The following is a 24,255-nucleotide window of genomic DNA, read 5'->3' as shown; positions in this document are numbered from 1 at the left end:
TTATATAACTTAAAAATGTAGGAGGTGTAACTCATGACCAAAGGAATCTTAGGAAGAAAGATCGGTATGACTCAAGTATTTGCTGAGAATGGTGAGTTAATCCCAGTAACGGTAATCGCTGCTAATCCAAACGTTGTTCTTCAAAAGAAAACAACTGAAACTGATGGCTACAACGCAATTCAGTTAGGATTTGAAGATAAACGTGAAAAGTTAACTAACAAACCTGAACAAGGCCACACTGCTAAAGCATCTACAACTCCTAAGCGCTTCATTCGCGAAATCCGCGATGCAGACGTGGACGGATTAGAGGTTGGTCAAGAGGTAAAAGTTGAAGTTTTCGCTGCAGGTGAAATCGTTGACGTAACAGGAATTTCTAAAGGTAAAGGTTTCCAAGGTGTTATTAAACGCCACGGACAATCTCGCGGACCTATGTCTCATGGTTCTCGCTATCACCGTCGTCCAGGTTCAATGGGGCCAGTTGCTCCGAACCGTGTATTCAAAGGCAAAAAACTTGCTGGACGTATGGGTGGAGACCAAGTTACTATCCAAAACTTAGAAATCGTTCAAGTTGACACTGAGCGCAACTTATTACTAGTAAAAGGTAACGTTCCAGGTGCTAAGAAATCTCTTGTAGTTGTTCAAGGCGCTGTGAAGGTTAGCAAATAATTCACAATAGGAAGGAGGAATTCCAATGCCAAAAGTTACTGTATATAACCAAACTGGTTCACAGGTTGGTGAAATCGAATTAGCTGAAGCTATTTTCGGTATCGAACCAAATGAAGCTGTACTTTTCGAAGCTGTAATGATGCAACGTGCATCTTTACGTCAAGGTACACACAAAGTAAAAACTCGCTCTGAAGTTCGCGGTGGTGGTCGTAAACCATGGCGTCAAAAAGGAACTGGACGTGCTCGTCAAGGTTCTATCCGCTCTCCTCAATGGCGTGGTGGTGGTACGGTATTCGGACCTACACCAAGAAGCTATGCGTACAAACTTCCTAAGAAAGTTCGTCGTTTAGCAATCAAATCTGCATTAGCTACTAAAGTAGTTGAGAACAACATTGTAGTTCTTGAGGACCTAGTGTTAAATGCACCAAAAACAAAAGACATGGTAGCAGTACTTAAAGGATTAACTGTTGAGAAGAAAGCTCTTATCGTAACTGCTGATGCAAACGAATCTGTAGAGTTATCTGCTCGCAATATCCCTGGAGTAACAGTAATCACTGCTGATGGCGTAAACGTGCTAGATGTGCTTCATCATGATAAGCTAATCATGACAAAAGCGGCAGTGGAAAAAGTAGAGGAGGTGCTTGCATAATGAGAGATCCTCGTGATATCATTAAGCGCCCAGTTATCACTGAACGTTCTATGGAAATGATGGCTGAAAAAAAATACACGTTCGACGTGGACGTTAAATCTAATAAAACAGAGGTTAAAGACGCTATAGAAGCGATCTTTGGTGTTAATGTAGACAAAGTAAATATCATGAACTACAAGCCGAAAGCAAAACGCGTTGGTCGTCACGCTGGTTTTACTAGCCGTCGTCGTAAAGCAATCGTTAAGCTAACTGCTGACAGCAAAGAAATCGAAATCTTCCAAGGCGTTTAATTCTTACTAAAGAAGGAGGGAAATTGAGATGGGAATTAAAAAGTATAATCCAACTACTAACGGTCGTCGTAACATGACTACGAATGATTTCGCTGAAATCACGACTGACAGACCGGAAAAGTCTTTACTTGCTCCTTTAAGCAAAAAGGCTGGTCGTAATAACCAAGGTAAAATTACTGTACGTCATCAAGGTGGCGGACATAAGCGTCAATACCGTATCATCGACTTTAAGCGTAACAAAGATGGAATTCCAGGACGCGTTGCTACGATCGAATATGATCCAAACCGCTCTGCGAATATCGCATTAATTAACTACGTTGACGGTGAAAAACGTTACATTCTTGCTCCTAAAACTTTAGAAGTAGGTATGGAAGTTATGTCTGGCCCTGAAGCTGACATTAAAATCGGTAACGCATTACCATTAATCAACATTCCAGTAGGTACTGTTGTTCATAACATCGAGCTTAAGCCTGGTCGTGGAGGACAATTAGTTCGTTCTGCTGGTACATCTGCTCAAGTACTTGGTAAAGAAGGAAAATACGTACTTGTACGTTTAACTTCTGGTGAAGTACGTCTTGTATTATCTGCTTGTCGCGCTTCAATCGGTCAAGTTGGTAACGAACAACACGAACTTATCAAAATCGGTAAAGCAGGTCGCTCTCGCTGGTTAGGTAAGCGCCCAACAGTTCGTGGTTCTGTAATGAACCCGGTTGATCACCCACACGGTGGTGGTGAAGGACGCTCTCCAATCGGACGTAAGTCTCCAATGTCTCCATGGGGTAAACCAACTCTTGGATTCAAGACTCGTAAGAAAAACAAAGCGTCTGATAAATTTATCGTTCGTCGTCGTAAAAAATAATGGGATTGTAGTACGGTTCATTTCAAGAACCGTACGCCAATCACGAAGGGAGGCACCAAAATGGCTCGTAGCTTAAAAAAAGGACCATTTGTCGATGATCACTTAATGAACAAAATGGAAAAATTAGTTGCATCTGAGCAAAAACAAGTTGTTAAAACTTGGTCTCGCCGTTCAACTATCTTCCCTCAGTTCATCGGACATACAATTGCTGTATATGATGGTCGTAAACACGTACCTGTGTACATCACTGAGGATATGGTTGGCCATAAGTTAGGTGAATTCGCACCAACTCGTACGTATAAAGGTCACCTTGCTGACGATAAGAAAACTAGAAGATAATGAGAGGAGGCACTTCAATGCAAGCTAAAGCAGTAGTGAGAACAGTTCGTATTGCTCCTCGTAAGGTTCGTTTAGTAGTAGACTTAATCCGAGGTAAGCAAGTGGGTGAAGCGATTGCTATCCTTAACCACACACCAAAAACTGCTTCTCCAGTTGTAGAAAAAGTTTTAAAATCTGCAATCGCAAATGCAGAGCACAATTATGAGATGGATATTAACAACCTAGTTGTTGAAAAAGTCTTCGTTGACGAAGGTCCAACGTTGAAACGTTTCCGTCCACGTGCAATGGGTCGTGCAAGCCAAATTAACAAACGCACAAGCCACATCACAGTTGTGGTATCAGAAAAGAAGGAGGGATAATCGATGGGTCAGAAGGTTAATCCAATTGGTCTTCGTGTCGGTATTATCCGCGACTGGGAATCTCGTTGGTTCGCTGAGAAAGATTATGCTACGTTATTACATGAAGACATCAAAATCCGTGAGTACATTACTGTACGCTTAAAAGATTCTGCTGTTGCTAAAGTAGAAATCGAACGTGCAGCAAATCGTGTAAATGTTACAATTCACACTGCGAAACCTGGTATGGTTATTGGTAAAGGTGGTACTGAAGTTGAAGCACTTCGTAAAGCTCTTAACCAATTAACAGGCAAGCGTGTACACATCAACATTTTAGAAGTTAAGAGAGCTGATCTTAACGCTAAATTAGTAGGCGAAAACATCGCTCGTCAATTAGAAAACCGTGTATCATTCCGTCGTGCACAAAAGCAAGTTATTCAACGTGCTATGCGTGCAGGAGCAAAAGGTATTAAAACACAGGTTTCTGGTCGTCTTGGCGGAGCTGATATCGCTCGTGCAGAATCTTACAGTGAAGGAACTGTTCCACTTCATACACTTCGCGCTGATATTGACTATGCAGCAGTTGAAGCTGATACAACATACGGTAAATTAGGCGTAAAAGTATGGATCTACCGTGGAGAAGTCCTTCCTACAAAAAAGAAAGCTTCTGAGGAAGGAGGAAAATAATATGTTAATGCCAAAACGCGTAAAATATCGTAGAGAGCATCGTGGTAAAATGCGTGGTCGTGCAAAAGGTGGAACTGAAATTGCTTTTGGTGAATTCGGTTTACAAGCACAAGCTGCTTCATGGATTACAAACCGTCAAATCGAAGCTGCTCGTCGTGCAATGACTCGTTACATGAAACGTGGCGGTAAAGTATGGATTAAAATTTTCCCTTCTAAACCTTACACTGCAAAACCTCTAGAAGTACGTATGGGTTCCGGTAAAGGGGCACCAGAAGGCTGGGTAGCAGTAGTAAAACCTGGGAAAATTATGTTTGAAATTGCGGGTGTATCTGAAGAGGTAGCACGCGAAGCATTACGTCTTGCAGCTCACAAGTTACCTGTGAAATGTAAATTCGTAAAACGTGAAGAAAATGGTGGTGAATCTAATGAAAACTAATGATATTCGTGAATTAACCACTGCCGAAATCGAAACAAAAGTTAAAGCTTTAAAGGAAGAATTGTTCAATCTTCGCTTCCAACTTGCTACAGGACAATTAGAGAATCCAACTCGCATCCGTGAAGTGCGTAAAGCGATTGCTCGTATGAAAACTGTAGTTTGTGAAAGAGAGATCGGAATTAATCGATAAATTGAGGGGAGGTTTGCATAGTGAGCGAACGTAACCAACGCAAAGTTTATACTGGTCGTGTTGTGTCTGATAAAATGGACAAAACGATTACAGTTTTAGTTGAAACTTACAAAACTCATTCCTTGTACGGAAAACGTGTTAAGTATTCTAAAAAGTACAAAGCCCATGATGAGCAAAACCAAGCAAAACTTGGCGATATCGTTAAAATCATGGAAACTCGCCCGCTTTCTGCTACTAAGCGTTTCCGTTTAGTTGAAATCGTTGAAGAAGCGGTTGTTATCTAAATAGACGAATCGGAATTTTTAGTCCGAAGGGAGGTTTCATAACATGATCCAACAAGAATCTCGTTTGAAAGTTGCTGACAACTCTGGTGCACGTGAACTTTTAACAATTAAAGTATTAGGCGGCTCTGGTCGTAAATATGCTAATATTGGTGATATTATCGTTGCTACGGTAAAACAAGCAACACCAGGTGGCGTTGTTAAAAAAGGTGACGTTGTTAAGGCAGTAGTTGTACGTACGAAGAGCGGAGCTCGTCGTCCGGACGGTTCTTACATTAAATTTGATGAAAACGCAGCGGTTATCATCAAAGACGATAAGAGCCCACGTGGTACTCGTATCTTCGGACCAGTAGCTCGTGAATTACGTGATAGCAACTTCATGAAGATCGTTTCTTTAGCTCCAGAAGTTCTATAATTTAAGGTATTGCCTTGCTAAGGAGGTGCAGAATTAAGATGCATGTAAAAAAAGGTGATAAAGTTCAGGTAATCACTGGTAAAGACAAAGGAAAACAAGGTGTTATCCTTGTGGCTTTCCCAAAGCAAAACCGTGTTATCGTTGAGGGTGTTAACATCGTTAAAAAACACTCTAAGCCATCTCAATTAAATCCACAAGGTGGAATTATTACGAAAGAAGCACCTATTCACGTTTCTAATGTTATGGTATTAGATCCGAAAACAGGCGAACCTACTCGCGTAGGCTTCAAAGTAGAAGATGGTAAAAAAGTGCGTATTGCAAAAAAATCTGGTGAATTATTAGATAAATAATTTTCTTAAGAAAGGAGGTCACTTCATTGAATCGCCTTAAAGAGAAGTTCCAAAAGGAAATTACTCCTGCTCTAATGAGCAAGTTTAACTATAAATCTGTGATGGAAGTACCGAAAATCGAAAAGATCGTAATCAACACTGGTGTTGGTGACGCGGTATCTAACTCAAAAGCTTTAGACAATGCAGTAGAAGAATTAACGCAAATCGCAGGTCAAAAACCTGTTGTAACTCGCGCTAAAAAATCAATCGCTGGTTTCCGTCTTCGTGAAGGTATGCCAATCGGTGCGAAAGTCACTTTACGCGGACAACAAATGTATGAGTTCTTCGACAAATTAGTATCAGTTTCTTTACCACGTGTACGTGATTTCCGTGGTGTTTCTAAGAAATCATTCGATGGTCGTGGAAACTACACATTAGGTGTTAAAGAGCAACTAATTTTCCCTGAGATTGATTATGATAAAGTAAGTAAAGTCCGCGGTATGGACATCGTAATCGTTACTACAGCGAAAACTGATGAAGAAGCTCGCGAACTTTTAACACAATTCGGTATGCCATTCCAAAAATAATGGAAGCCAACGCTAAGTAGAGGAGGCGAAAACGTGGCTAAAAAATCTATGATCGCGAAACAAAAACGTACTCCTAAGTTTAAAGTACAAGAGTATACACGTTGCGAACGCTGCGGTCGTCCGCATTCTGTATACCGCAAATTTAAGCTTTGCCGTATTTGTTTCCGTGAACTTGCATATAAAGGTCAAATTCCTGGTGTTAAAAAAGCTAGTTGGTAAAACCCACAAATGGGAAGGAGGTAAAACACATGGTGATGACAGATCCAATTGCAGACATGCTTACTCGCATCCGTAATGCGAACATGGTACGTCATGAGAAATTAGAGGTTCCTGCTTCTAAAATCAAAAAAGAGATCGCTGAACTTTTAAAACGTGAAGGCTTCATTCGTGATGTAGAATACATCGGGGATAACAAACAAGGTATCCTTCGTATTTTCCTGAAATATGGTGCAAACAATGAACGTGTAATCACTGGATTGAAACGTATCAGTAAACCTGGCTTACGCGTTTACGCAAAAGCTGATGAAGTACCACGTGTACTTAACGGATTAGGTATCGCTCTTGTTTCTACATCTAAGGGAGTAATGACAGACAAAGACGCTCGTCAATTACAAACTGGTGGAGAAGTAGTAGCATACGTTTGGTAATATATATTTAAAACGAACGGAGGTGTGACCACATGTCTCGTATTGGTAAAAAGATTCTTGAAATCCCTGCAGGTGTTACTATTACAGTTGCAGAAGACAATACTGTAACAGTAAAAGGCCCTAAAGGTGAATTAACTCGTACTTTCAAAACTGATATGTCTATCAAAATTGAAGAAAATACACTAACAGTTGAGCGTCCATCTGAACAGAAGGAACACCGTGCATTACACGGTACAACTCGTGCTTTAATCGGAAACATGGTTGAAGGTGTAACTACAGGTTTCGTACGCGGACTTGAATTAGTCGGTGTTGGTTACCGTGCTCAAAAACAAGGTGATAAACTTGTTTTAAGCGTAGGTTATTCTCATCCAGTAGAAATGACTCCAGAAGCAGGACTTGAAGTTGAAGTACCTGTACCAACTAAAATCGTAATTAAAGGTATCGACAAGCAACGTGTTGGCGAATTTGCTGCTAACATCCGTGCTGTACGTGCTCCTGAACCATATAAAGGTAAAGGTATTCGTTACGAAGGCGAAGTTGTTCGTCGTAAAGAAGGTAAAACTGCTAAGTAAACCCGTTAGGTGAAAGAAAGGAGTGACAAGAATGATCACTAAAGCTGCTAAAAATGCGACTCGTAAGAAAAGACATGCACGTGTACGTGCTAAACTTACTGGTACTGCAGAACGTCCACGTTTAAACGTGTACCGTTCTAACCAACATATTTACGCTCAAGTTATTGATGATGTAAATGGTGTAACATTAGTAAGTGCATCTACTCTTGATAAAGACCTTGCTCTTAACGGTACTAGTAATACTGAAGCTGCTACGAAAGTTGGAGAATCAGTTGCTAAGCGTGCTGTAGAGAAAGGCGTTAAAGAAGTAGTATTTGATCGCGGTGGTTACTTATACCATGGCCGTGTTAAAGCTCTAGCTGAAGCTGCTCGTGAGGCTGGATTACAATTTTAATGGTCAAAGGAGGGAAAATTGATGCAACGCATTGACCCAAGTAAATTAGAACTTGAAGAACGTGTAGTTACGATAAATCGTGTCGCGAAAGTTGTTAAGGGTGGTCGTCGTTTCCGCTTTGCTGCACTAGTTGTAGTTGGCGATAAAAACGGTCATGTTGGATTCGGTACTGGTAAAGCACAAGAGGTACCAGACGCAATTCGTAAAGCTATCGAAGACGCTAAGAAAAACCTAATCGCAGTACCATTAGTTGGTACAACAATTCCACACACAATCAACGGTCATTTTGGAGCTGGTGAAGTATTCTTAAAACCTGCTGCTGAGGGTACTGGTGTTATTGCTGGTGGACCTGTTCGTGCGGTACTAGAATTAGCTGGTGTACAAGATATTCTTTCAAAATCTCTTGGTTCTAACACACCAATCAACATGATTCGCGCTACTGTGAACGGATTAAGCGAACTTAAGCGCGCTGAAGATGTTGCAAAATTACGCGGTAAATCTGTAGAAGAGCTACTAGGTTAAGGAGGGAAAACAAATGGCGAAAAAGTTAGAAATTACCCTCACTCGTAGTGTAATTGGTCGTCCACAAGATCAACGTGCGACGGTAGAAGCTTTAGGTCTTAAAAAGTTGAATTCAACTGTAGTTAAGGAAGAAACTCCTGCTATTCTTGGTATGATCAACAAAGTTTCTCACCTTATAACTGTAAAAGAAGCTTAAGGATAACTCATTAATATAAGGAGGTGCCTGGGAATGAAACTTCATGAATTAAAACCTGCAGAAGGTTCTCGTAAAGTACGTAACCGTGTCGGTCGTGGTATCGGTTCTGGTAACGGTAAAACTGCTGGTAGAGGTCATAAAGGACAAAACGCACGTTCTGGCGGCGGTGTTCGTCTTGGCTTCGAAGGTGGTCAAACTCCACTATTCCGTCGTTTACCAAAACGCGGCTTCACAAACATTAACCGTAAAGAGTTTACTATTGTAAACTTATCAACGTTAAATCGTTTTGAAGATGGTACAGAAGTAACACCTGAATTATTGCTGGAAACTGGCGTTATCAGCAAATTAAACGACGGTGTTAAAATTCTTGCAAGCGGAGCAGTAGAGAAAAAATTAACTGTTAAAGCGCACAAGTTCTCTTCAAGTGCTAAAGAAGCAATTGAAGCAGCTGGCGGATCAGTTGAGGTGATCTAATGTTTCGTACAATCTCCAACTTTATGCGCGTTGCTGAGATAAGACGTAAAATATTATTCACTTTAGCGATGTTAGTCGTATTCAGGATTGGCACTTTTATCCCAGTGCCATTTACAAATGGAGACGTACTGAAAGCACAAGATCAATTAAATGCCTTAGGTATCCTAAATACATTTGGCGGTGGCGCCTTGAAAAACTTCTCCATCTTTGCGATGGGAATAATGCCGTATATTACAGCATCCATCATCGTGCAATTATTGCAGATGGATGTTGTTCCTAAATTTTCGGAATGGTCGAAGCAAGGCGAAATGGGCCGTCGTAAACTAACGCAATTCACGCGTTACTTTACAATTGTTCTTGCGTTTATTCAGGGGTTTGGTATGTCAATCGGTTTTAACGGTATGGTAGGTGGGCAATTAATTTTGAATCCAGGTTGGAGCACTTATTTATACATTGCTACGGTACTGACTGCTGGTACTGCATTTTTAATGTGGTTAGGTGAACAGATTACAGCTAAAGGTGTAGGCAATGGTATTTCCATTCTTATCTTTGGTGGTATTGCCGCAGCGATCCCAAGTGTTATATCTCAAGTGTATCAACAACAGTTTCAAAATATCGGAGATCAATTGTTCATGAGTATCGTTAAAGTTGCATTGATCTTACTAGCTGTGCTAGCAGTTATTGTTGGTGTTATTTTCATTCAACAGGCTGTTAGAAAGATCCCAATTCAATACGCGAAGCGTGTAACAGGAGGGAATGGGAATCATGCTGGAGCACAAAACACTCATTTACCACTTAAGGTAAATAGTGCGGGTGTTATTCCAGTCATTTTTGCTGTTTCATTCTTAATTACGCCTCCAACTATTGCACAGTTCTTCCCGAAACATGATGTGTCGCAGTGGATTATTGCAAACTTTAACTATTCTCACCCAGTGGGAATGATCATATATGTTGCGCTCATTGTAGCCTTCACATATTTCTATGCATTTGTTCAGGTTAATCCAGAGCAAATGTCAGAGAATCTAAACAAGCAAGGTGGATATGTTCCAGGTATTCGTCCGGGTAAGAATACAGAACAATATCTAACAAAAATCTTGTATCGTTTGACCTTTGTAGGATCAATTTTCCTAGCAGCGATTGCAATCTTACCAGTTATCTTTACGAAATTGGGAAATCTTCCTCCATCTGCACAGATTGGTGGAACGAGTATGTTAATCGTTGTCGGCGTTGCTTTAGAAACAATGAAGCAGCTAGAAAGCCAATTGGTAAAACGCCATTACAAAGGGTTTATCAAGCAGTGAGTAAGTGGGAAGAAGTGTCTTCCCTACATGCTCATGTACTGAGGGGGAACAAGGATGAACTTGATTTTAATGGGGCTTCCTGGTGCTGGTAAAGGTACACAAGCCGAACAGATTGTTGCCAAGTATAACATCCCTCACATCTCAACAGGAGATATGTTCCGTGCAGCTATGAAGGCTGAAACTGAACTTGGTTTACAAGCAAAATCTTTTATTGATAAAGGTGCGCTTGTTCCAGATGAAGTTACAATTGGAATTGTTCGTGAACGTTTAAGTCAAGAAGACTGTATTAAAGGCTTCTTATTAGATGGTTTCCCGCGAACTGTTGCACAAGCATCAGCTCTTGAAGAGATTATGAAAGATCTTGGCAAAAAAATCGACTATGTTTTAAACATTAATGTGGATTCAGGGTTGTTATTAACACGCCTTACAGGCCGTCGCATTTGTAAAGAATGCGGTGCGACTTACCACTTAGAATTCAATCCGCCAGCAAAAGCTGATGTGTGCGATAAATGTGGTGGCGAATTATATCAACGCTCTGATGACAATGAAGAAACTGTAGCAAATCGTTTAGATGTAAATATTAAGCAAACAAAACCTTTGCTTGATTTCTACGAGGAGCTAGGTTACTTACAAAGCATTAATGGTGAGCAAGATATCAATAAAGTATTTGCTGATATCGATGTTCTCATCGGAGGCTTAGCGTAATGATCATCTGCAAAACTCCTCGCGAGATAGAAATCATGCGAGAAGCTGGCAGGATCGTTGCTTTAACTCATCAAGAGTTGAAACAACATATTACTCCAGGAATTACAACGAAAGAGCTCGATCAAATAGCGGAAAAGACGATTCGAAAATATGGTGCTACGCCATCTTTTAAAGGATACAACGGATTTCCGGGGAGCATATGTGCTTCTGTAAATGAAGAGCTTGTACACGGGATTCCAGGGAAGCGTAAGCTCGAAGAGGGCGATATCATCAGTATCGATATTGGTGCGAAATACAATGGGTACCATGGAGATTCTGCATGGACGTATCCAGTTGGAAACATTTCTGAATCTGTTCAAAAGCTACTTGATGTCACAGAAAAATCGTTGTATCTTGGTCTAGAACAAGTAAAACCAGGCGAAAGATTATCAAATATCTCGCATGCGGTTCAAACACATGCTGAAGAGAATGGGTTCTCGATCGTTAGGGAGTATGTTGGTCACGGAATCGGGCAAGACTTACATGAGGACCCTCAAATTCCGCACTATGGTCCACCAAATAGAGGCCCTAGATTAAAGCCGGGAATGGTCATCTGTGTTGAGCCGATGGTGAATCAAGGAAGACGATATGTAAAAACACTATCTGATGACTGGACAGTGGTAACGGTAGATGGTAAATGGTGTGCCCATTTTGAGCACACGATTGCTCTTACAGAAGCAGGATACGAAATCCTTACCACTTTATAAGTAGCTGGCTCTCCGGGATTTCAGAGCAGTGTAAAATGTTACTGATTTGAAGAAGGGAGAACTATTGAATGGCTAAAGATGATGTAATTGAAGTCGAAGGTACCGTTCTTGAAACGTTGCCAAATGCTATGTTCAAAGTAGAATTAGAGAATGGGCATGTCGTATTGGCTCACGTTTCTGGTAAAATCCGTATGAACTTCATTCGTATTTTACCAGGAGACAAAGTTACGGTAGAATTATCTCCGTACGATTTAAATCGTGGTCGTATTACGTACCGTTTTAAATAATATAGCACTCCGTAATCTTTAAGGAGGTTCGAGACATGAAAGTAAGACCGTCAGTTAAACCAATCTGCGAAAAATGTAAAGTTATTCGTAGACGTGGAAAAGTAATGGTTATTTGTGAAAACCCTAAACATAAACAAAAACAAGGTTAATCAGAAGGAGGTGCATTCAGAATGGCACGTATCGCAGGTGTAGATATTCCTCGTGACAAGCGCGTTGTTATTTCTTTAACTTACGTATTCGGCATTGGTCGCACAACTGCTGAAAAAATTCTTACAGAAGCTGGTATTTCTTCGGAAACACGAGTTCGTGATTTATCGGAAGATGAATTAGGACGTATCCGTGATATCATCGATCGTATTAAAGTTGAGGGAGATCTTCGTCGTGAAGTATCTCTTAACATTAAACGTCTAATGGAGATCGGTTCTTACCGTGGTCTTCGTCACCGTCGTGGTTTACCAGTTCGTGGTCAAAACTCTAAAAACAATGCTCGTACACGTAAAGGTCCACGTCGTACAGTAGCAAATAAAAAGAAATAATAAGTAAAGGAGGTTGAACTAACAATGGCACGTAAAACAAACACTCGTAAAAAACGTGTGAAAAAGAATATTGAAGCTGGTATAGCTCATATTCGTTCTACTTTCAACAACACAATCGTAACACTTACAGATACTCACGGTAACGCACTTTCTTGGTCTAGTGCTGGTGCACTTGGTTTCCGTGGATCTCGTAAATCTACTCCATTCGCTGCGCAAATGGCTGCTGAAGCTGCTTCTAAAGTTGCAATGGAGCATGGTTTAAAAACTTTAGAGGTTACTGTTAAAGGTCCTGGTGCTGGTCGTGAAGCTGCAATTCGTGCTCTTCAAGCGGCAGGTCTAGAAGTAACAGCAATTAGAGATGTTACTCCAGTTCCTCATAATGGATGTCGTCCACCAAAACGTCGTCGTGTGTAATTTTTCTGTATAGAATTTTCCCTTTTGTCTATAATGGATATGATGCATTATCGAGAAATTTCGTACAGAAACATCGCTTGTTGTGCACAATCGGGAACTGCCTAAGGGGGACTTTCGGTTAAACAGAGGTTCTTCCTTTGTTTAACCGGGGTTTCGACGTTTTGAAGGAGGGTTTAGTTAATGATTGAAATCGAAAAACCGAAAATCGAAACGGTTGAACTTAACGAAGATGCTAAGTATGGCAAATTCGTGATTGAACCGCTTGAGCGTGGATATGGTACTACTTTGGGTAACTCCTTACGTCGTATTCTTTTATCCTCACTCCCTGGTGCCGCTGTAACTGCTATCCAAATCGATGGCGTTTTACACGAATTTTCAACAGTTGAGGGCGTAGTAGAAGACGTTACGACGATGATCTTAAACTTGAAAAAGTTAGCTCTTAAAATCTACTCTGAAGAAGAGAAGACGTTGGAAATCGATGTACAGGGCGAAGGTATTGTCACAGCTGCTGATATTACTCACGATAGTGATGTTGAAATCTTAAATCCAGATTTACACATTGCGACGTTAGCAAAAAATGCGCATTTCCGCATGCGTTTAACTGCAAAGCGTGGCCGTGGGTATACGCCAGCTGATGCAAATAAAAGCGAAGATCAACCAATAGGAGTAATTCCTATTGATTCTATTTATACTCCAGTATCACGTGTGACTTACCAAGTGGAAAAGACACGTGTCGGACAAGTGGCTAATTATGATAAGCTTACGCTTGATGTATGGACGGATGGAAGCATCGGGCCAAAAGAAGCTATCTCTTTAGGTGCCAAAATCTTAACTGAGCATTTAAATATCTTTGTTGGTTTAACTGACGAAGCACAAAATGCTGAGATTATGGTCGAGAAGGAAGAAGATCAAAAAGAAAAAGTTCTAGAGATGACTATTGAAGAACTGGATCTTTCTGTTCGTTCTTATAATTGCCTAAAACGTGCAGGAATTAATACTGTACAAGAGCTTGCGAACAAAACAGAAGAAGATATGATGAAAGTTCGTAACTTAGGACGTAAATCCTTAGAAGAAGTTAAACATAAACTTGAGGAATTAGGTTTAGGTTTACGTAAAGACGACTGAGGATTTAAACCCATCAACAAAGGAGGGAACTACGAATGGCATACAGAAAATTAGGCCGTACAAGTGCGCAACGTAAAGCTATGTTACGTGATTTAGCTACTGATTTAATTATCAACGAGCGCATCCAAACGACAGAAACTCGTGCAAAAGAACTTCGTTCTGTAGTGGAAAAAATGATCACTTTAGGTAAACGCGGAGATCTTCATGCTCGTCGTCAAGCAGCAGCTTTCATCCGTAATGAAGTTGCTAACGCTGAGACTGGTCAAGATGCACTTCAAAAATTATTCGCTGATGTAGCTCCACGCTATGCTGAGCGCCAAGGCGGATACACTCGTATTGCAAAAATTGGTCCACGTCGCGGAGACGCAGCACCAATGGTAATTATCGAGTTAGTATAATGATGATTAAAAGGGCAGGACAGTTCTTTTCAAGTAACTGGTCATGGCCCTTTTTTTTTAAGTATAAAAAAATAGGCTAACTTGGCGAAAGAAAGGGTGCCTTGTATTGAAAAAAGAGAAACTTCGGACAGAAAATATATCATTTCAATATCCTGGGGCAGCCTCTTATGCATTAAAAGATGTTTCGTTTTCCTTATATGAAGGAGAATGGGTATCTGTTATTGGACAAAATGGTTCAGGGAAGTCTACACTTGCAAAATTATTGAATGGCTTATTTTTACCGGAATCAGGGACAATTACTTTAAATGATACAATGATTTTATCAGAGGAAACAGTATGGGATGTTCGAAAGCAAATTGGGATGGTATTTCAAAATCCAGATAATCAATTTGTTGGAACGACAGTACAAGATGACGTTGTATTCGGCCTAGAGAACATCGGAATGCCAAGGGAGCAGATGATAGAAAGACTAGAACAAGCTCTGCAACTTGTCCGTATGGAAGATTTTTTAAATGAAGAACCCCATTCGTTATCTGGTGGACAAAAGCAGCGAGTCGCAATAGCAGGTGTTTTAGCACTTCAGCCATCTATTTTAATACTAGATGAAGCAACTTCAATGTTAGACCCTCAGGGGAGACGTGAAGTAGTAGAAACGGTCAGACAACTTGTTAATCAAAAGGGTATTACGGTGTTATCGATTACGCACGATTTAGAAGAAGCGGCACAGTCAGACCGTATTATTATTTTGAACAAGGGAGAAATATTAGAGGAAGGTACTCCAGAGCAAATTTTCAAATCCTCTCATATGCTCCAAGAGATTGGATTAGATGTACCTTTTTCGGTGAAAATAGCAGAATTATTAAAAAGAAATGAAATTCACTTGCAAAATACGCATCTTACAATGGAAAGCTTGGTGAACGAACTTTGGAGATTACATTCCAAAAAGTAGAACATCGTTATCAATATAAAACTCCATTTGAAAGACGCGCACTTTATGATGTAGACGTGTCGTTTCCAAGTGGGGGCTATTATGCCATTATCGGTCATACTGGTTCAGGTAAGTCGACGATGATTCAACATTTAAATGGTTTATTGCAGCCGACAAATGGTACGGTTCAAATTGGTGAATATTTAATTTCAGCAGGGAAAAAAGAGAAGAAACTTAAGCCGCTACGAAAAAAAGTAGGGGTTGTCTTTCAGTTTCCAGAACATCAACTATTTGAAGAAACAGTTGAAAAGGACATTTGTTTTGGACCTACTAATTTTGGTGTATCTGAAGAAGAGGCAAAACAAAAGGCGAAAGATGCAATCCAGCTTGTTGGATTGGACATAGAGTTATTAGCACGTTCTCCGTTTGAATTAAGCGGTGGGCAAATGAGGCGTGTTGCAATAGCAGGCGTACTTGCGATGGAACCCGAAGTGCTTGTATTAGATGAACCTACAGCAGGGCTTGATCCGAAAGGACAGCACGAGCTCATGGAGATGTTTTACAATTTGCATAAGGAACAGGGGCTTACAGTCATTCTTGTTACCCATAATATGGAGGATGCCGCTAAGTATGCAGATCAAATAGTGGTCATGCATAAAGGAACGGTCTTTTTGCAAGGAAGAGCAGAGGAAGTATTTTCACATGCTGATGAATTAGAACAAATCGGTGTGGATCTTCCAATGTCTTTAAAGTATAAACGTGCAATTGAAGAGAAGTTTGGTATTTCAATTTCGAAGGCTACCTTATCTTTAGAGGATCTTACTCATGAAGTTGTACAGGTGTTACGAAAAGGTGGTCATGAATCATGCAGCAGTTGATTATTGGGAGATATATTCCAGGTCAGTCACTCATTCATCAACTTGATCCTCGTACGAAGCTGTTGATTGTCTTTTTATATGTATTTGTTGTTTTCTTAGCAAATAATGCGATTTCATATGGATTTTTATTTTTATATGCACTCATTGCTTTATTTTTTGCAAAAGTGCCGATTCGTTATGTACTTTCGGGCTTAAAACCAATTTTATGGATTTTTCTTTTTACATTTTTCCTGCATATTTTTACAAATAAAGAAGGGGAAGTACTATTCCAGCTTGGTTGGTTTTCGATACATGAAAAAGGATTAGAGCAAGGAATCTACATTTCTATACGATTTTTCGTTATTATTTTAATGACGACATTATTAACGTTAACAACGACACCAATTGAGATTACAGATGGTTTAGAGACGTTATTAAAGCCGTTGAAGCGTATGAAAGTTCCTGTTCATGAAATCGCATTAATGATGTCAATTTCTCTTCGATTTATCCCCACATTAATGGATGAAACGAGTAAAATCATGAAAGCGCAGGCGTCACGTGGTATTGATTTTGCTGGGGGACCGATAAAAGATAGGATGAAAGCTATTATCTCACTACTCGTTCCACTATTTATCAGTGCTTTTAAGCGTGCAGAGGACTTAGCGATTGCGATGGAAGCTCGTGGATATAAAAGTGGCGAAGGACGTACTAAATTTAGGCAACTACGCTGGAAAATAAGTGATACAGTAACAATTGTAAGCTTACTTTGTTTAGCTTGTATTTTGGCATGGGTGCGGTCGTAATGGAGAGTAGAGAAATGGAAAGAATAAAATGTACAGTTGCATATGATGGCATTCATTTTTGTGGTTACCAAATTCAACCACAGCATCGTACTGTTCAACAAGAAATAGAGAAAGCATTGCAGAAGTTGCATAAAGGAGAACTTGTTCGTGTGCAGGCATCAGGCAGAACGGATTCTACCGTTCACGCCAAAGGACAAGTGATACACTTTGATACACCTTTGTCTCTTGAAGAGTGGCAATGGAGTAATGCTTTAAATACAATGTTGCCGGATGATATTGTTATCAGGCAGGTAGAGAAGAAAACAGAAGAATTTCATGCACGTTACGGTGTCGAGAAAAAAGAATATCGCTATCGTGTATTATTATCAAAGACTGCGGATGTATTCCGTAGAAATTACGTATATCAATATCCATATCCGCTCGAAATAAACTCTATAAGAAAAGCGATTCCTTATTTTATTGGAACGCATGACTTTACTTCTTTTTGTTCGGCAAAAACTGACAAAAAAGACAAAGTGCGAACAATTTATGAAATCGAATTAATTGAGCAAGACGATGAATTAATTTTTCGCTTTGTAGGTAATGGATTTTTATATAATATGGTCAGAATTATTGTTGGCACGTTACTTAGCGTAGGCCAAGGAAAGCTTGATCCTGATAGCATTCCAGAGATTTTAGCGAAACAAAATCGCCAGTTTGCTGGAAAGATGGCTCCAGGTCATGGACTTTACTTATGGCAGGTAAACTATAACAACTAATCCTGGTGTAACATTTGCTTGACATTAGAAACTCAAAAGTATATCATAACATATGGTATTGTTTCTAAAACCACGATTAGCCCCGGAAGGAAATCGTGTTTAAGATAAACAATAGATTTTTTCTATGGAAAAGATAACGAGGAGGGAAACACATGCGTACGACTTTTATGGCAAAAGCTAACGAAGTTGAGCGTAAATGGTATGTGGTTGATGCTGAAGGTCAAACTTTAGGTCGCCTGTCTACTGAAGTAGCATCCATTTTACGTGGTAAAAACAAACCTACATTTACACCACACGTTGACACGGGTGATCATGTAATTATTATTAACGCTGAGAAAATTCATTTAACAGGTAATAAATTAAACGATAAAATTTACTACCGTCACACTAACCACCCAGGTGGGCTTAAGCAAAGAACAGCTCTAGAAATGCGTACAAACTACCCTGTACAAATGTTAGAGCTTGCAATTAAAGGCATGCTTCCAAAAGGACGTTTAGGACGTCAAGTGTCTAAGAAATTAAACGTGTATGCTGGAGCAGAGCATCCACACCAAGCACAAAAACCAGAAGTTTACGAACTTCGCGGATAATTAATTAAAGGAGGGCTTACTTTGGCACAGGTTCAATACTATGGCACTGGACGTCGTAAGAGTTCAGTAGCGCGCGTACGCCTAGTTCCAGGCGAAGGACGCGTTATCATTAACGGTCGTGATTTTGAAAACTATATCCCATTTGCTGCATTACGTGAAGTAGTGAAACAACCTCTAGTTGCAACAGAAACTTTAGGTAACTACAATGTACTTGTAAACGTAAATGGTGGTGGATACACTGGTCAAGCTGGTGCTATTCGTCACGGTATTTCTCGCGCTTTATTAAAAGCTGATCCAGAATACCGTCTAACATTAAAACGTGCAGGTCTATTAACTCGTGACGCACGTATGAAAGAGCGTAAAAAATACGGTCTTAAAGGCGCACGTCGTGCACCTCAGTTCTCAAAACGTTAATTTTTGCGAACTTCAAACCCCAACCATTTTGGTTGGGGTTTTTTTATGTTTAATTCTTCTTTTGTAATTTTTGTAGCTTGGAATATTTTAGTGCTACGGTCCTGCGTATGCTTCTTCTTTAGAAGTTTAGACTAATACGTATTAGGGAGGTTTATAAGTACTATGAATGTCATTGTCAGCTTACAAGAAAAACAAAAAGAAAAGCAGTTAAAATACGAGCGGAAGATGCTGCGAGAATTATCATTAAAAACATTGCGTTCAAATATTCGTGATGCCTTTCAGATGCAAGAACTTCATCGTCAGTATGAAGATTATTGTATTGAATTAGGGATAGAATCTTATTTATTAGGAGCGAGATACAGTAAATTTGGTTATCATGGTGAATCATTCTTTGATGTGAAATATAGGGCTTTAGAAGAAGAACAACAATTAACTGAAACGTTATTTCAATTTTTAACGAGTATGACTATACGTGAAATTAAGTTGCAAGACGAGGAATTGCTTTTTGAATCTTGCCAGCAGTTTATCGGCTTGTGGTGGCAGGAAGGGTATGAAAAAGGCGAAAGAAGATATCGATTAAAGCTACACTAAGACAAGCATAAACTTTCCTCTTGTCCCATATAAGTAATTAGAGGGACTAGCTGGAGGAGGAAAGGTATGAAGAGAATTCGAATTATCTCTTTTGCGCTCGCTGCGGTTGTTTTGTTTTTTTTAGTTAAACAAGAATTTCAAATTACAAAATCGTGGCGAGCTTGGAATTTACCCTTATCAGGGAAAGTGATTGTACTAGATGCTGGGCATGGTGGGCCAGACGGAGGGGCTGTTGGTGGAAAGGATATTGTAGAAAAAGATATTACGCTTGAGATTACAAAAAAGGTACAAGATTATTTACAAGAACAAGGTGCTTTAGTTATTTTAACGCGTGAAGGAGATTATGATTTAGCTAATAAAGATACAAAGTCATATAGTAGACGTAAAGCAGAGGATTTAAAAAGGCGTGTTGAGATCATTAATAAGCCTGATGTAGACTTTTTTGCGAGTATTCATTTAAATGCCCTAACTAGTAGCGGATCCAAGGGGGCACAAACGTTCTACTATCGTTCTTCGATTGAAAATGAACGGGCTGCGAAATTTATACAAGCTGAATTGAGAACAAGCTTAGAAAATACGAATCGTTCTGCTAAAACAATTCCTCACGTGTATTTATTGAAGTATGCCAAAACACCAGGTGCTTTAATTGAGGCAGGCTTTTTATCAAATGTGAATGAAAGATATATGTTAAATTCGGAGAAATACCAACAAAAAGTAGCGGCTGCAATATATCGTGGTATATTACGTTATTTTACGGAAAAAGGAAATCCTCCAGAATAAGGAGGATTTTTTCGAGTTTCTCTCGTTAACGAAGTTTTCCGAAAATATGTTATACTGGAAATGTAAACGCATTTATTTCAAAAATAAAGAGAGAAAAATTTAATTAACATTACGTTATTTTTCATACAGGGGGCTGGGCTAATTATGGTAACAAAAGAGCAGGTAGTGGAAGCATTGGAAGGGATTGTAGATCCGTTTATACATAAAACGTTAAAAGAAACAAATGCAATTAAAGAGGTAACAGTCAAGCCTGAGAAGGAACATGTAAGTGTTAAAATTGCAATTGTAAAGACGGGTACAGCGGAACAAATGCAGTTGCAGTCTGGAATTGTAAAGTTAGTAAAAGAACTTGGAGCAGCAACAGTTGGACTTCGTTTTGCAGAATTTACAGAAGAGGAATTAGCTCAGTTTGCAGCACCGCAAGAGGAAGAGAAAAGTGAATCCTTATTATCACCGAACTCAAATACAACATTTTTAGCAGTGGCAAGTGGAAAAGGTGGAGTAGGGAAATCGACTGTTTCTGTTAACCTTGCAATTGCTTTAGCTCGTTTAGGAAAAAAGGTTGGTATCATTGATGCGGATATTTACGGTTTTAGTGTACCGGATATGATGGGTATAGAAAAACGTCCAATCGTAAGAGGCGATAAGATAATACCGGTGGAGCGTCTAGGCGTGAAAGTAATCTCAATGGGATTCTTTGTAGAAGATAACGCACCTGTTATTTGGAGAGGACCGATGCTTGGGAAAATGTTAAATCACTTTTTCACAGAAGTAGAATGGGGTGATTTAGATTACTTAGTATTGGATCTACCACCAGGTACGGGTGATGTTGCTCTAGATGTACATTCGATGTTGCCGGCTTGTAAAGAGATTATTGTAACAACGCCGCATCCAACAGCGGCATTTGTAGCAGCGCGCGCTGGAGCCATGGCTTTACGTACGGAGCATAGTATTCTTGGCGTTGTTGAAAATATGGCGTATTTTGAAAGTAAAGCAACTGGTGAAAAAGAGTATGTGTTTGGAAGAGGTGGAGGAGATAAATTAGCTACGGAACTTCAAACGGATATACTTGGCCGAATTCCACTTCAACAACCTGATTGGAATAAAGAGGACTTTGCGCCGTCGGTATATGAAGATACACATACAACGGGTCTTATTTATCGTACGATAGCTGAGACAGTTATTGATAAAACAGCTGTTACACAAAAATAAAGTAGTAATGAGTGGACAATATATACATTGTCCGCTCATTACTATAATTTTTATTGTTGTTCTTTGTTCCCATCTTGAGAACCACCTTCACTACCTGCGCCTTTCTTATCAGACCCACCTTTTTCGGCTTTTTGTACACCTTTACTAATGATGTCAATCATCTTAGCTTGGAAGAGTGGACTTTCGGCAGTTTCGGTTAGTACTTGCTGTAAATATTGACGATATTCTTTACTCTTCATTGTTTGTAACATAATTTTCTCTACTTCAGGATTTTTCATAATCTCTATAACACCTGATTGGTATTCAGGATCTTTTAGTAAAGTTTTCATTAAGTTTGTTTGTTCTTTTCCCATACTTTTAGCAAATTTCGATGAGAATTCAGGGTCTTTAAAGAGCTTTTCCCAGAATTGTTGCCCTTTTTCAGATACCATTGCATCTTCAATTGTTTTCTTTACTACTGTTTCATCTAGTATGAGTGCTTGTTTCATTTTTTCATCAGTTAATACATCTTGAATCGCTTTTTTTCCTTGATCGGTTTTTAAAATATCAACAATCATTTTTTTTGTTTGATCATAATCAAGTTCGGATTTTGCTTCTTTTTCTTGTGCACATGCCACTAGTGCTATAAATAGAAAAGAAGAAATCAAAACGAGCAGCATCCGTTTCATAAGTTGGAGCTCCTTTCAGCAAAGTTCTCTTTTTTTAATATAAATCTCTTTAAAGAATTTATACATTAACATGGCTAGCTTTTTGAAATTGTCATTGATACAATTTAATTAGAAATATAAGAATAATGGGGGATGTGTTGTGAATAGCCGCAAGTGGGTACGACTATTTTTTACGACGTTGTTTCTTGGTGGGATTAGCACAGTCTTTATTGGTTTTGTTTTAGAGTGGGACAAGTACGCTAAATTTTTTCAAAATTTCGACGGAAAAGAGATTTTAGCAATTTCTTTTTGGTTGATGGGCGTAGGATTTATTTTTAGTGTTATAAGTCAAATGGGGTTCTTTGCGTATTTAACGATCCATCGTTTTGGATTAGGGATGTTTCGGTCATCTTCTTTATGGAATACAGTGCAACTTTTCTTTATTGCGTTTGTATTGTTTGATTTCGTTTATTTAAGGTCAGTACTTATTGCAAATGGGGAAGTTTCATTAGGGAATAACATACTTGTTGCTGGGATGTTATCTGTGTTTGGGGCAATTGTCGCTTATATAAAGAGTAAAGAAACGAATAAAAAAGCATTTGTTCCCGCTCTGTTCTTTATGGTCGTTGTAACAATTCTTGAATGGGTACCGGCGCTCCGGATTAATGATACAGATTGGTTATATTTAATGGTGATACCACTTCTATTATGTAATGCATATCAGTTACTTGTATTGCATCGTTTAATTGGACAAAAGAGTAAGTCAGCTTAATGAGGAGAGTGGATTTTTAATTATCCAGATTCTTATCGTCTGTAAATACTAGGATAAAAAAAGCTCTGCTATCTTAACGAAAGATAGCAGAGCTTTTTATGTGTGAAGAACCGTGTAGAAAGGAACTATTTAATATCTTCACTTTTTGTACTTGTGTTGGAAATAAGTTGTGATACAGATGTTTGTTCATATCCGTCGCTCTTTAATTTTTGTAAGAGTAATGGTAAAGCCTTATTTGTTTGAAGGGCAGAATCAGAAGCATGTAATAAGACAATATCTCCCCCCTTTAAATTGCTAGAGACTGTGGAAATGATTTTATTTACGCCGGGATTTTTCCAGTCATTTGAATTGTTGCTCCAATGAACGATGGTGTATCCGAGTGATTCCGCTATTTTAAGAGTTGTTTTGTTAAAATCGCCACTAGGTGGACGTAATAGCTTGACTTGTTTTACGCCAAGTTTCGTAAAAACATCTTGTGCCCGCAAAAGATCTCTTCGTATTTCATTTGCTTCTAGTGAAGTGTAGGATGTGTAATTATAGCCCATACTACCAATCTCATGTCCATCTTTCATGATGCGTTCGACAATATCAGGGTGTCTTTCAGCCCATGCAGCAGAGAGAAAGAAGGTTGCATTCTTAATTTCTCTTTCTTTGAGGGTATTAAGGATTGGAATAGCTTTTTTGTCTCCCCAACTAATGTCAAACGTGAATGCAACTTGTTTTTTTGCAGTGTCCCCTTTGTAAATCACTTTAGGGCCAGTAGCAGTTTTAAAAGCAGATTCATGTGAATATGTTTTTAAAAAGAGTAGCCATGCTGTAAATAAGGAAAGTACGACTATTAAGCTAATGTGTTTAAATGTTCTTTTACTCGTAATAAAAAAGAAAAACATAATATTACGCCCCTTTGTCCAATCCTGTTCAGTTACATATATGCTTTAAATTTAAAAAAGAGAACAAGGGATTAATATCGTAGGTGGTGGATATAATGAGTGATAGAATTTTGTTTTTTGATGATACATTATTGATAATTGAAAATGAGTAGGGCGTTTATCGGTACACGTAAGGAGTTATTGGGGTGATAATTTGCTTGGGATTATGTTGACGAAGGAAGAGAGAAAAGAAATGGAATACATACTGAAGAGAGAGTTAGAGGAACTTTTATTTGATTTTGAAGATGAGCGTATACATAGCGTTGTAAAAAAGGCGATGGAAGAAAGGTATAAAATCATTTTTTGTTTATTTCGGAGAGTTGCTAATAGGGAAGAATGTATTCGTTATGTAAGAAAAAGAATTTTTTATTAAAAAGTATTGACTTTAAGAGTAAGTATATGATAAATTAATAAACGTCGCTGATGCAGAAACGCAGAAAACGGCAAAAAAGAAATTGAAAAACTTAGTTGACATCGAAAAATGAAGATGTTAACATAAGGAAGTCGCAAATGAGCGACCAAGTAGTTCTTTGAAAACTGAACGAAACAAACAACGTGAACGTCAATTTTTATTTTTAGATGCTAGACAAACTA

General features: G+C 39.1%; 42 protein-coding genes. 40 read left to right on the top strand and 2 right to left on the bottom strand.

The genetic code is table 11. From position 1 onward, the window contains the following. Nucleotides 1-33: 33 nt before the first annotated feature. The 38 genes from rplC to MR071_RS19895 all read left to right on the top strand — a co-directional run bounded on the left by rplC (nt 34) and on the right by MR071_RS19895 (nt 21,313). Nucleotides 34-666, top strand: a complete 633-nt coding sequence (rplC, locus tag MR071_RS20080) for a 50S ribosomal protein L3 (RefSeq protein WP_000160209.1) — start codon at nt 34-36, stop codon at nt 664-666. 25 nt (nt 667-691) lie between these two features. Further along, nucleotides 692-1,315: a 50S ribosomal protein L4 gene (gene rplD, locus MR071_RS20075; RefSeq protein ID WP_001127261.1), complete on the top strand. Its 624-nt coding sequence runs from the start codon at nt 692-694 to the stop codon at nt 1,313-1,315. After that, a complete protein-coding gene (rplW, locus tag MR071_RS20070; protein ID WP_001205557.1) occupies nt 1,315-1,605 on the top strand; it encodes a 50S ribosomal protein L23 in 291 nt (96 codons plus the stop codon). Before rplD ends, rplW begins: the two co-directional genes overlap by 1 nt. Before the next feature lie 28 nt (nt 1,606-1,633). Next, nucleotides 1,634-2,464, top strand: coding sequence for a 50S ribosomal protein L2 (gene rplB, locus MR071_RS20065; RefSeq protein ID WP_000511584.1), 831 nt, complete (start codon nt 1,634-1,636; stop codon nt 2,462-2,464). 60 nt (nt 2,465-2,524) lie between these two features. Next, on the top strand, nt 2,525-2,803 hold the full coding sequence (rpsS, locus tag MR071_RS20060; protein ID WP_000124452.1) for a 30S ribosomal protein S19: 279 nt from the start codon (nt 2,525-2,527) through the stop codon (nt 2,801-2,803). Nucleotides 2,804-2,820: 17 nt separating this feature from the next. Continuing rightward, entirely contained in the window at nt 2,821-3,162 is a 342-nt protein-coding gene (gene rplV / locus MR071_RS20055; protein ID WP_002009773.1) for a 50S ribosomal protein L22, read from the top strand. A 3-nt stretch (nt 3,163-3,165) separates the two neighbouring features. Beyond that, entirely contained in the window at nt 3,166-3,825 is a 660-nt protein-coding gene (gene rpsC, locus MR071_RS20050; RefSeq protein WP_002009771.1) for a 30S ribosomal protein S3, read from the top strand. A 1-nt stretch (nt 3,826) separates the two neighbouring features. Further along, complete coding sequence (rplP, locus tag MR071_RS20045; protein ID WP_000928969.1) at nt 3,827-4,261, top strand: 50S ribosomal protein L16; 435 nt, start codon at nt 3,827-3,829, stop codon at nt 4,259-4,261. Beyond that, complete coding sequence (gene rpmC, locus MR071_RS20040; protein ID WP_002091523.1) at nt 4,251-4,451, top strand: 50S ribosomal protein L29; 201 nt, start codon at nt 4,251-4,253, stop codon at nt 4,449-4,451. Before rplP ends, rpmC begins: the two co-directional genes overlap by 11 nt. A 20-nt stretch (nt 4,452-4,471) precedes the next feature. Beyond that, nucleotides 4,472-4,735, top strand: a complete 264-nt coding sequence (rpsQ, locus tag MR071_RS20035; RefSeq protein ID WP_002091526.1) for a 30S ribosomal protein S17 — start codon at nt 4,472-4,474, stop codon at nt 4,733-4,735. Nucleotides 4,736-4,778: 43 nt separating this feature from the next. Continuing rightward, entirely contained in the window at nt 4,779-5,147 is a 369-nt protein-coding gene (rplN, locus tag MR071_RS20030; protein WP_000615912.1) for a 50S ribosomal protein L14, read from the top strand. A 38-nt stretch (nt 5,148-5,185) separates the two neighbouring features. After that, on the top strand, nt 5,186-5,497 hold the full coding sequence (rplX, locus tag MR071_RS20025; RefSeq protein WP_000558201.1) for a 50S ribosomal protein L24: 312 nt from the start codon (nt 5,186-5,188) through the stop codon (nt 5,495-5,497). Nucleotides 5,498-5,523: 26 nt separating this feature from the next. Then, on the top strand, nt 5,524-6,063 hold the full coding sequence (rplE, locus tag MR071_RS20020) for a 50S ribosomal protein L5 (protein WP_002091528.1): 540 nt from the start codon (nt 5,524-5,526) through the stop codon (nt 6,061-6,063). Between the two features lie 33 nt (nt 6,064-6,096). Beyond that, the gene (rpsN, locus tag MR071_RS20015; RefSeq protein WP_001085700.1) at nt 6,097-6,282 is read left to right on the top strand and encodes a 30S ribosomal protein S14; all 186 of its coding nucleotides are present in this window, start codon (nt 6,097-6,099) and stop codon (nt 6,280-6,282) included. A 29-nt stretch (nt 6,283-6,311) separates the two neighbouring features. Beyond that, on the top strand, nt 6,312-6,710 hold the full coding sequence (rpsH, locus tag MR071_RS20010; RefSeq protein WP_002009764.1) for a 30S ribosomal protein S8: 399 nt from the start codon (nt 6,312-6,314) through the stop codon (nt 6,708-6,710). A 32-nt stretch (nt 6,711-6,742) separates the two neighbouring features. Further along, nucleotides 6,743-7,282, top strand: a complete 540-nt coding sequence (gene rplF / locus MR071_RS20005; protein WP_002009762.1) for a 50S ribosomal protein L6 — start codon at nt 6,743-6,745, stop codon at nt 7,280-7,282. A gap of 31 nt (nt 7,283-7,313) precedes the next feature. Continuing rightward, nucleotides 7,314-7,676, top strand: a complete 363-nt coding sequence (gene rplR / locus MR071_RS20000) for a 50S ribosomal protein L18 (protein ID WP_002009761.1) — start codon at nt 7,314-7,316, stop codon at nt 7,674-7,676. Between the two features lie 21 nt (nt 7,677-7,697). Then, a complete protein-coding gene (rpsE, locus tag MR071_RS19995; RefSeq protein WP_002009759.1) occupies nt 7,698-8,198 on the top strand; it encodes a 30S ribosomal protein S5 in 501 nt (166 codons plus the stop codon). A gap of 13 nt (nt 8,199-8,211) precedes the next feature. Further along, nucleotides 8,212-8,394, top strand: a complete 183-nt coding sequence (gene rpmD, locus MR071_RS19990; protein WP_001085231.1) for a 50S ribosomal protein L30 — start codon at nt 8,212-8,214, stop codon at nt 8,392-8,394. Nucleotides 8,395-8,427: 33 nt separating this feature from the next. Then, entirely contained in the window at nt 8,428-8,868 is a 441-nt protein-coding gene (gene rplO, locus MR071_RS19985) for a 50S ribosomal protein L15 (protein ID WP_002009754.1), read from the top strand. After that, nucleotides 8,868-10,169, top strand: a complete 1,302-nt coding sequence (secY, locus tag MR071_RS19980; protein WP_002124688.1) for a preprotein translocase subunit SecY — start codon at nt 8,868-8,870, stop codon at nt 10,167-10,169. The genes rplO and secY overlap by 1 nt, the downstream gene beginning before the upstream one ends. Before the next feature lie 54 nt (nt 10,170-10,223). After that, a complete protein-coding gene (locus MR071_RS19975) occupies nt 10,224-10,874 on the top strand; it encodes an adenylate kinase (RefSeq protein ID WP_002063428.1) in 651 nt (216 codons plus the stop codon). After that, nucleotides 10,874-11,620: a type I methionyl aminopeptidase gene (gene map, locus MR071_RS19970; protein ID WP_000582542.1), complete on the top strand. Its 747-nt coding sequence runs from the start codon at nt 10,874-10,876 to the stop codon at nt 11,618-11,620. The genes MR071_RS19975 and map overlap by 1 nt, the downstream gene beginning before the upstream one ends. 68 nt (nt 11,621-11,688) lie before the next feature. Beyond that, the gene (gene infA / locus MR071_RS19965; RefSeq protein ID WP_001029884.1) at nt 11,689-11,907 is read left to right on the top strand and encodes a translation initiation factor IF-1; all 219 of its coding nucleotides are present in this window, start codon (nt 11,689-11,691) and stop codon (nt 11,905-11,907) included. Nucleotides 11,908-11,942: 35 nt separating this feature from the next. Then, a complete protein-coding gene (rpmJ, locus tag MR071_RS19960; protein ID WP_000868344.1) occupies nt 11,943-12,056 on the top strand; it encodes a 50S ribosomal protein L36 in 114 nt (37 codons plus the stop codon). Between the two features lie 21 nt (nt 12,057-12,077). Further along, the gene (rpsM, locus tag MR071_RS19955) at nt 12,078-12,443 is read left to right on the top strand and encodes a 30S ribosomal protein S13 (protein WP_002009746.1); all 366 of its coding nucleotides are present in this window, start codon (nt 12,078-12,080) and stop codon (nt 12,441-12,443) included. Between the two features lie 24 nt (nt 12,444-12,467). After that, complete coding sequence (rpsK, locus tag MR071_RS19950) at nt 12,468-12,857, top strand: 30S ribosomal protein S11 (RefSeq protein ID WP_002009745.1); 390 nt, start codon at nt 12,468-12,470, stop codon at nt 12,855-12,857. A gap of 180 nt (nt 12,858-13,037) precedes the next feature. Then, the gene (locus MR071_RS19945; protein ID WP_002009743.1) at nt 13,038-13,982 is read left to right on the top strand and encodes a DNA-directed RNA polymerase subunit alpha; all 945 of its coding nucleotides are present in this window, start codon (nt 13,038-13,040) and stop codon (nt 13,980-13,982) included. A 35-nt stretch (nt 13,983-14,017) separates the two neighbouring features. Beyond that, nucleotides 14,018-14,380 carry a 50S ribosomal protein L17 gene (gene rplQ, locus MR071_RS19940; protein ID WP_000331490.1) on the top strand — a complete coding sequence of 121 codons (363 nt, stop codon included), beginning with the start codon at nt 14,018-14,020 and terminating at the stop codon, nt 14,378-14,380. A 106-nt stretch (nt 14,381-14,486) separates the two neighbouring features. Continuing rightward, nucleotides 14,487-15,329 (top strand): energy-coupling factor ABC transporter ATP-binding protein, encoded by an 843-nt coding sequence (locus MR071_RS19935; protein WP_002139935.1) that lies wholly within the window; start codon nt 14,487-14,489, stop codon nt 15,327-15,329. After that, a complete protein-coding gene (locus tag MR071_RS19930) occupies nt 15,305-16,186 on the top strand; it encodes an energy-coupling factor ABC transporter ATP-binding protein (protein ID WP_105587634.1) in 882 nt (293 codons plus the stop codon). Before MR071_RS19935 ends, MR071_RS19930 begins: the two co-directional genes overlap by 25 nt. Beyond that, on the top strand, nt 16,174-16,968 hold the full coding sequence (locus MR071_RS19925; RefSeq protein ID WP_105587636.1) for an energy-coupling factor transporter transmembrane component T family protein: 795 nt from the start codon (nt 16,174-16,176) through the stop codon (nt 16,966-16,968). The genes MR071_RS19930 and MR071_RS19925 overlap by 13 nt, the downstream gene beginning before the upstream one ends. A gap of 14 nt (nt 16,969-16,982) precedes the next feature. Continuing rightward, nucleotides 16,983-17,726, top strand: a complete 744-nt coding sequence (gene truA, locus MR071_RS19920) for a tRNA pseudouridine(38-40) synthase TruA (protein ID WP_105587644.1) — start codon at nt 16,983-16,985, stop codon at nt 17,724-17,726. Nucleotides 17,727-17,878: 152 nt separating this feature from the next. Further along, nucleotides 17,879-18,316, top strand: a complete 438-nt coding sequence (gene rplM, locus MR071_RS19915) for a 50S ribosomal protein L13 (RefSeq protein WP_001260795.1) — start codon at nt 17,879-17,881, stop codon at nt 18,314-18,316. A gap of 21 nt (nt 18,317-18,337) precedes the next feature. Beyond that, nucleotides 18,338-18,730 carry a 30S ribosomal protein S9 gene (gene rpsI, locus MR071_RS19910; protein WP_002009728.1) on the top strand — a complete coding sequence of 131 codons (393 nt, stop codon included), beginning with the start codon at nt 18,338-18,340 and terminating at the stop codon, nt 18,728-18,730. A 162-nt stretch (nt 18,731-18,892) separates the two neighbouring features. Continuing rightward, on the top strand, nt 18,893-19,321 hold the full coding sequence (locus tag MR071_RS19905; RefSeq protein WP_002113330.1) for a DUF2521 family protein: 429 nt from the start codon (nt 18,893-18,895) through the stop codon (nt 19,319-19,321). A gap of 66 nt (nt 19,322-19,387) precedes the next feature. Further along, complete coding sequence (gene cwlD, locus MR071_RS19900) at nt 19,388-20,101, top strand: N-acetylmuramoyl-L-alanine amidase CwlD (RefSeq protein ID WP_105587637.1); 714 nt, start codon at nt 19,388-19,390, stop codon at nt 20,099-20,101. Nucleotides 20,102-20,245: 144 nt separating this feature from the next. Next, the gene (locus MR071_RS19895) at nt 20,246-21,313 is read left to right on the top strand and encodes an Mrp/NBP35 family ATP-binding protein (RefSeq protein WP_105587639.1); all 1,068 of its coding nucleotides are present in this window, start codon (nt 20,246-20,248) and stop codon (nt 21,311-21,313) included. A gap of 50 nt (nt 21,314-21,363) precedes the next feature. Here the strand turns inward: MR071_RS19895 and gerD are convergent, their stop codons facing one another. Then, entirely contained in the window at nt 21,364-21,981 is a 618-nt protein-coding gene (gerD, locus tag MR071_RS19890) for a spore germination protein GerD (protein WP_105587641.1), read from the bottom strand. 139 nt (nt 21,982-22,120) lie between these two features. Here gerD and kbaA point away from each other — a divergent pair, with 139 nt between their 5' ends. After that, a complete protein-coding gene (kbaA, locus tag MR071_RS19885) occupies nt 22,121-22,732 on the top strand; it encodes a KinB signaling pathway activation protein KbaA (RefSeq protein ID WP_242237657.1) in 612 nt (203 codons plus the stop codon). 125 nt (nt 22,733-22,857) lie between these two features. Here the strand turns inward: kbaA and pdaB are convergent, their stop codons facing one another. Further along, entirely contained in the window at nt 22,858-23,622 is a 765-nt protein-coding gene (gene pdaB / locus MR071_RS19880) for a polysaccharide deacetylase family sporulation protein PdaB (RefSeq protein ID WP_105587643.1), read from the bottom strand. Between the two features lie 193 nt (nt 23,623-23,815). Between pdaB and MR071_RS19875 the strand changes: the two genes are divergently transcribed. Further along, complete coding sequence (locus MR071_RS19875; RefSeq protein ID WP_033656695.1) at nt 23,816-24,034, top strand: hypothetical protein; 219 nt, start codon at nt 23,816-23,818, stop codon at nt 24,032-24,034. Nucleotides 24,035-24,255: the final 221 nt, after the last annotated feature.

This window comes from Bacillus cereus group sp. BfR-BA-01316 (assembly GCF_022664195.1).
Taxonomy (GTDB): domain Bacteria; phylum Bacillota; class Bacilli; order Bacillales; family Bacillaceae_G; genus Bacillus_A.
Note: the sequence above shows the minus strand (reverse complement) of the source record. Positions and strands in the feature narration are given on the sequence as shown.

Excerpts from the sequence above, each read along its gene's own strand:
- rpsH (WP_002009764.1), top strand. The coding sequence starts at position 6,312 with ATGGTGATGACAGATCCAATTGCAGACATGCTTACTCGCATCCGTAAT.
- rplW (WP_001205557.1), top strand. The coding sequence starts at position 1,315 with ATGAGAGATCCTCGTGATATCATTAAGCGCCCAGTTATCACTGAACGT.
- rplM (WP_001260795.1), top strand. The coding sequence starts at position 17,879 with ATGCGTACGACTTTTATGGCAAAAGCTAACGAAGTTGAGCGTAAATGG.
- MR071_RS19895 (WP_105587639.1), top strand. The coding sequence starts at position 20,246 with ATGGTAACAAAAGAGCAGGTAGTGGAAGCATTGGAAGGGATTGTAGAT.
- rpsC (WP_002009771.1), top strand. The coding sequence starts at position 3,166 with ATGGGTCAGAAGGTTAATCCAATTGGTCTTCGTGTCGGTATTATCCGC.
- rplN (WP_000615912.1), top strand. The coding sequence starts at position 4,779 with ATGATCCAACAAGAATCTCGTTTGAAAGTTGCTGACAACTCTGGTGCA.
- secY (WP_002124688.1), top strand. The coding sequence starts at position 8,868 with ATGTTTCGTACAATCTCCAACTTTATGCGCGTTGCTGAGATAAGACGT.
- cwlD (WP_105587637.1), top strand. The coding sequence starts at position 19,388 with ATGAAGAGAATTCGAATTATCTCTTTTGCGCTCGCTGCGGTTGTTTTG.
- infA (WP_001029884.1), top strand. The coding sequence starts at position 11,689 with ATGGCTAAAGATGATGTAATTGAAGTCGAAGGTACCGTTCTTGAAACG.
- rplX (WP_000558201.1), top strand. The coding sequence starts at position 5,186 with ATGCATGTAAAAAAAGGTGATAAAGTTCAGGTAATCACTGGTAAAGAC.
- rpsK (WP_002009745.1), top strand. The coding sequence starts at position 12,468 with ATGGCACGTAAAACAAACACTCGTAAAAAACGTGTGAAAAAGAATATT.
- rpsE (WP_002009759.1), top strand. The coding sequence starts at position 7,698 with ATGCAACGCATTGACCCAAGTAAATTAGAACTTGAAGAACGTGTAGTT.
- rplD (WP_001127261.1), top strand. The coding sequence starts at position 692 with ATGCCAAAAGTTACTGTATATAACCAAACTGGTTCACAGGTTGGTGAA.
- rpsS (WP_000124452.1), top strand. The coding sequence starts at position 2,525 with ATGGCTCGTAGCTTAAAAAAAGGACCATTTGTCGATGATCACTTAATG.
- pdaB (WP_105587643.1), bottom strand. The coding sequence starts at position 23,622 with ATGTTTTTCTTTTTTATTACGAGTAAAAGAACATTTAAACACATTAGC.
- rpmC (WP_002091523.1), top strand. The coding sequence starts at position 4,251 with ATGAAAACTAATGATATTCGTGAATTAACCACTGCCGAAATCGAAACA.
- rplC (WP_000160209.1), top strand. The coding sequence starts at position 34 with ATGACCAAAGGAATCTTAGGAAGAAAGATCGGTATGACTCAAGTATTT.
- rpsM (WP_002009746.1), top strand. The coding sequence starts at position 12,078 with ATGGCACGTATCGCAGGTGTAGATATTCCTCGTGACAAGCGCGTTGTT.
- truA (WP_105587644.1), top strand. The coding sequence starts at position 16,983 with ATGGAAAGAATAAAATGTACAGTTGCATATGATGGCATTCATTTTTGT.
- MR071_RS19905 (WP_002113330.1), top strand. The coding sequence starts at position 18,893 with ATGAATGTCATTGTCAGCTTACAAGAAAAACAAAAAGAAAAGCAGTTA.
- rplQ (WP_000331490.1), top strand. The coding sequence starts at position 14,018 with ATGGCATACAGAAAATTAGGCCGTACAAGTGCGCAACGTAAAGCTATG.
- rplR (WP_002009761.1), top strand. The coding sequence starts at position 7,314 with ATGATCACTAAAGCTGCTAAAAATGCGACTCGTAAGAAAAGACATGCA.
- MR071_RS19925 (WP_105587636.1), top strand. The coding sequence starts at position 16,174 with ATGCAGCAGTTGATTATTGGGAGATATATTCCAGGTCAGTCACTCATT.
- rplB (WP_000511584.1), top strand. The coding sequence starts at position 1,634 with ATGGGAATTAAAAAGTATAATCCAACTACTAACGGTCGTCGTAACATG.
- rpmJ (WP_000868344.1), top strand. The coding sequence starts at position 11,943 with ATGAAAGTAAGACCGTCAGTTAAACCAATCTGCGAAAAATGTAAAGTT.
- MR071_RS19975 (WP_002063428.1), top strand. The coding sequence starts at position 10,224 with ATGAACTTGATTTTAATGGGGCTTCCTGGTGCTGGTAAAGGTACACAA.
- rplP (WP_000928969.1), top strand. The coding sequence starts at position 3,827 with ATGTTAATGCCAAAACGCGTAAAATATCGTAGAGAGCATCGTGGTAAA.
- rplO (WP_002009754.1), top strand. The coding sequence starts at position 8,428 with ATGAAACTTCATGAATTAAAACCTGCAGAAGGTTCTCGTAAAGTACGT.
- rplF (WP_002009762.1), top strand. The coding sequence starts at position 6,743 with ATGTCTCGTATTGGTAAAAAGATTCTTGAAATCCCTGCAGGTGTTACT.
- rpmD (WP_001085231.1), top strand. The coding sequence starts at position 8,212 with ATGGCGAAAAAGTTAGAAATTACCCTCACTCGTAGTGTAATTGGTCGT.
- rplV (WP_002009773.1), top strand. The coding sequence starts at position 2,821 with ATGCAAGCTAAAGCAGTAGTGAGAACAGTTCGTATTGCTCCTCGTAAG.
- gerD (WP_105587641.1), bottom strand. The coding sequence starts at position 21,981 with ATGAAACGGATGCTGCTCGTTTTGATTTCTTCTTTTCTATTTATAGCA.
- map (WP_000582542.1), top strand. The coding sequence starts at position 10,874 with ATGATCATCTGCAAAACTCCTCGCGAGATAGAAATCATGCGAGAAGCT.
- MR071_RS19945 (WP_002009743.1), top strand. The coding sequence starts at position 13,038 with ATGATTGAAATCGAAAAACCGAAAATCGAAACGGTTGAACTTAACGAA.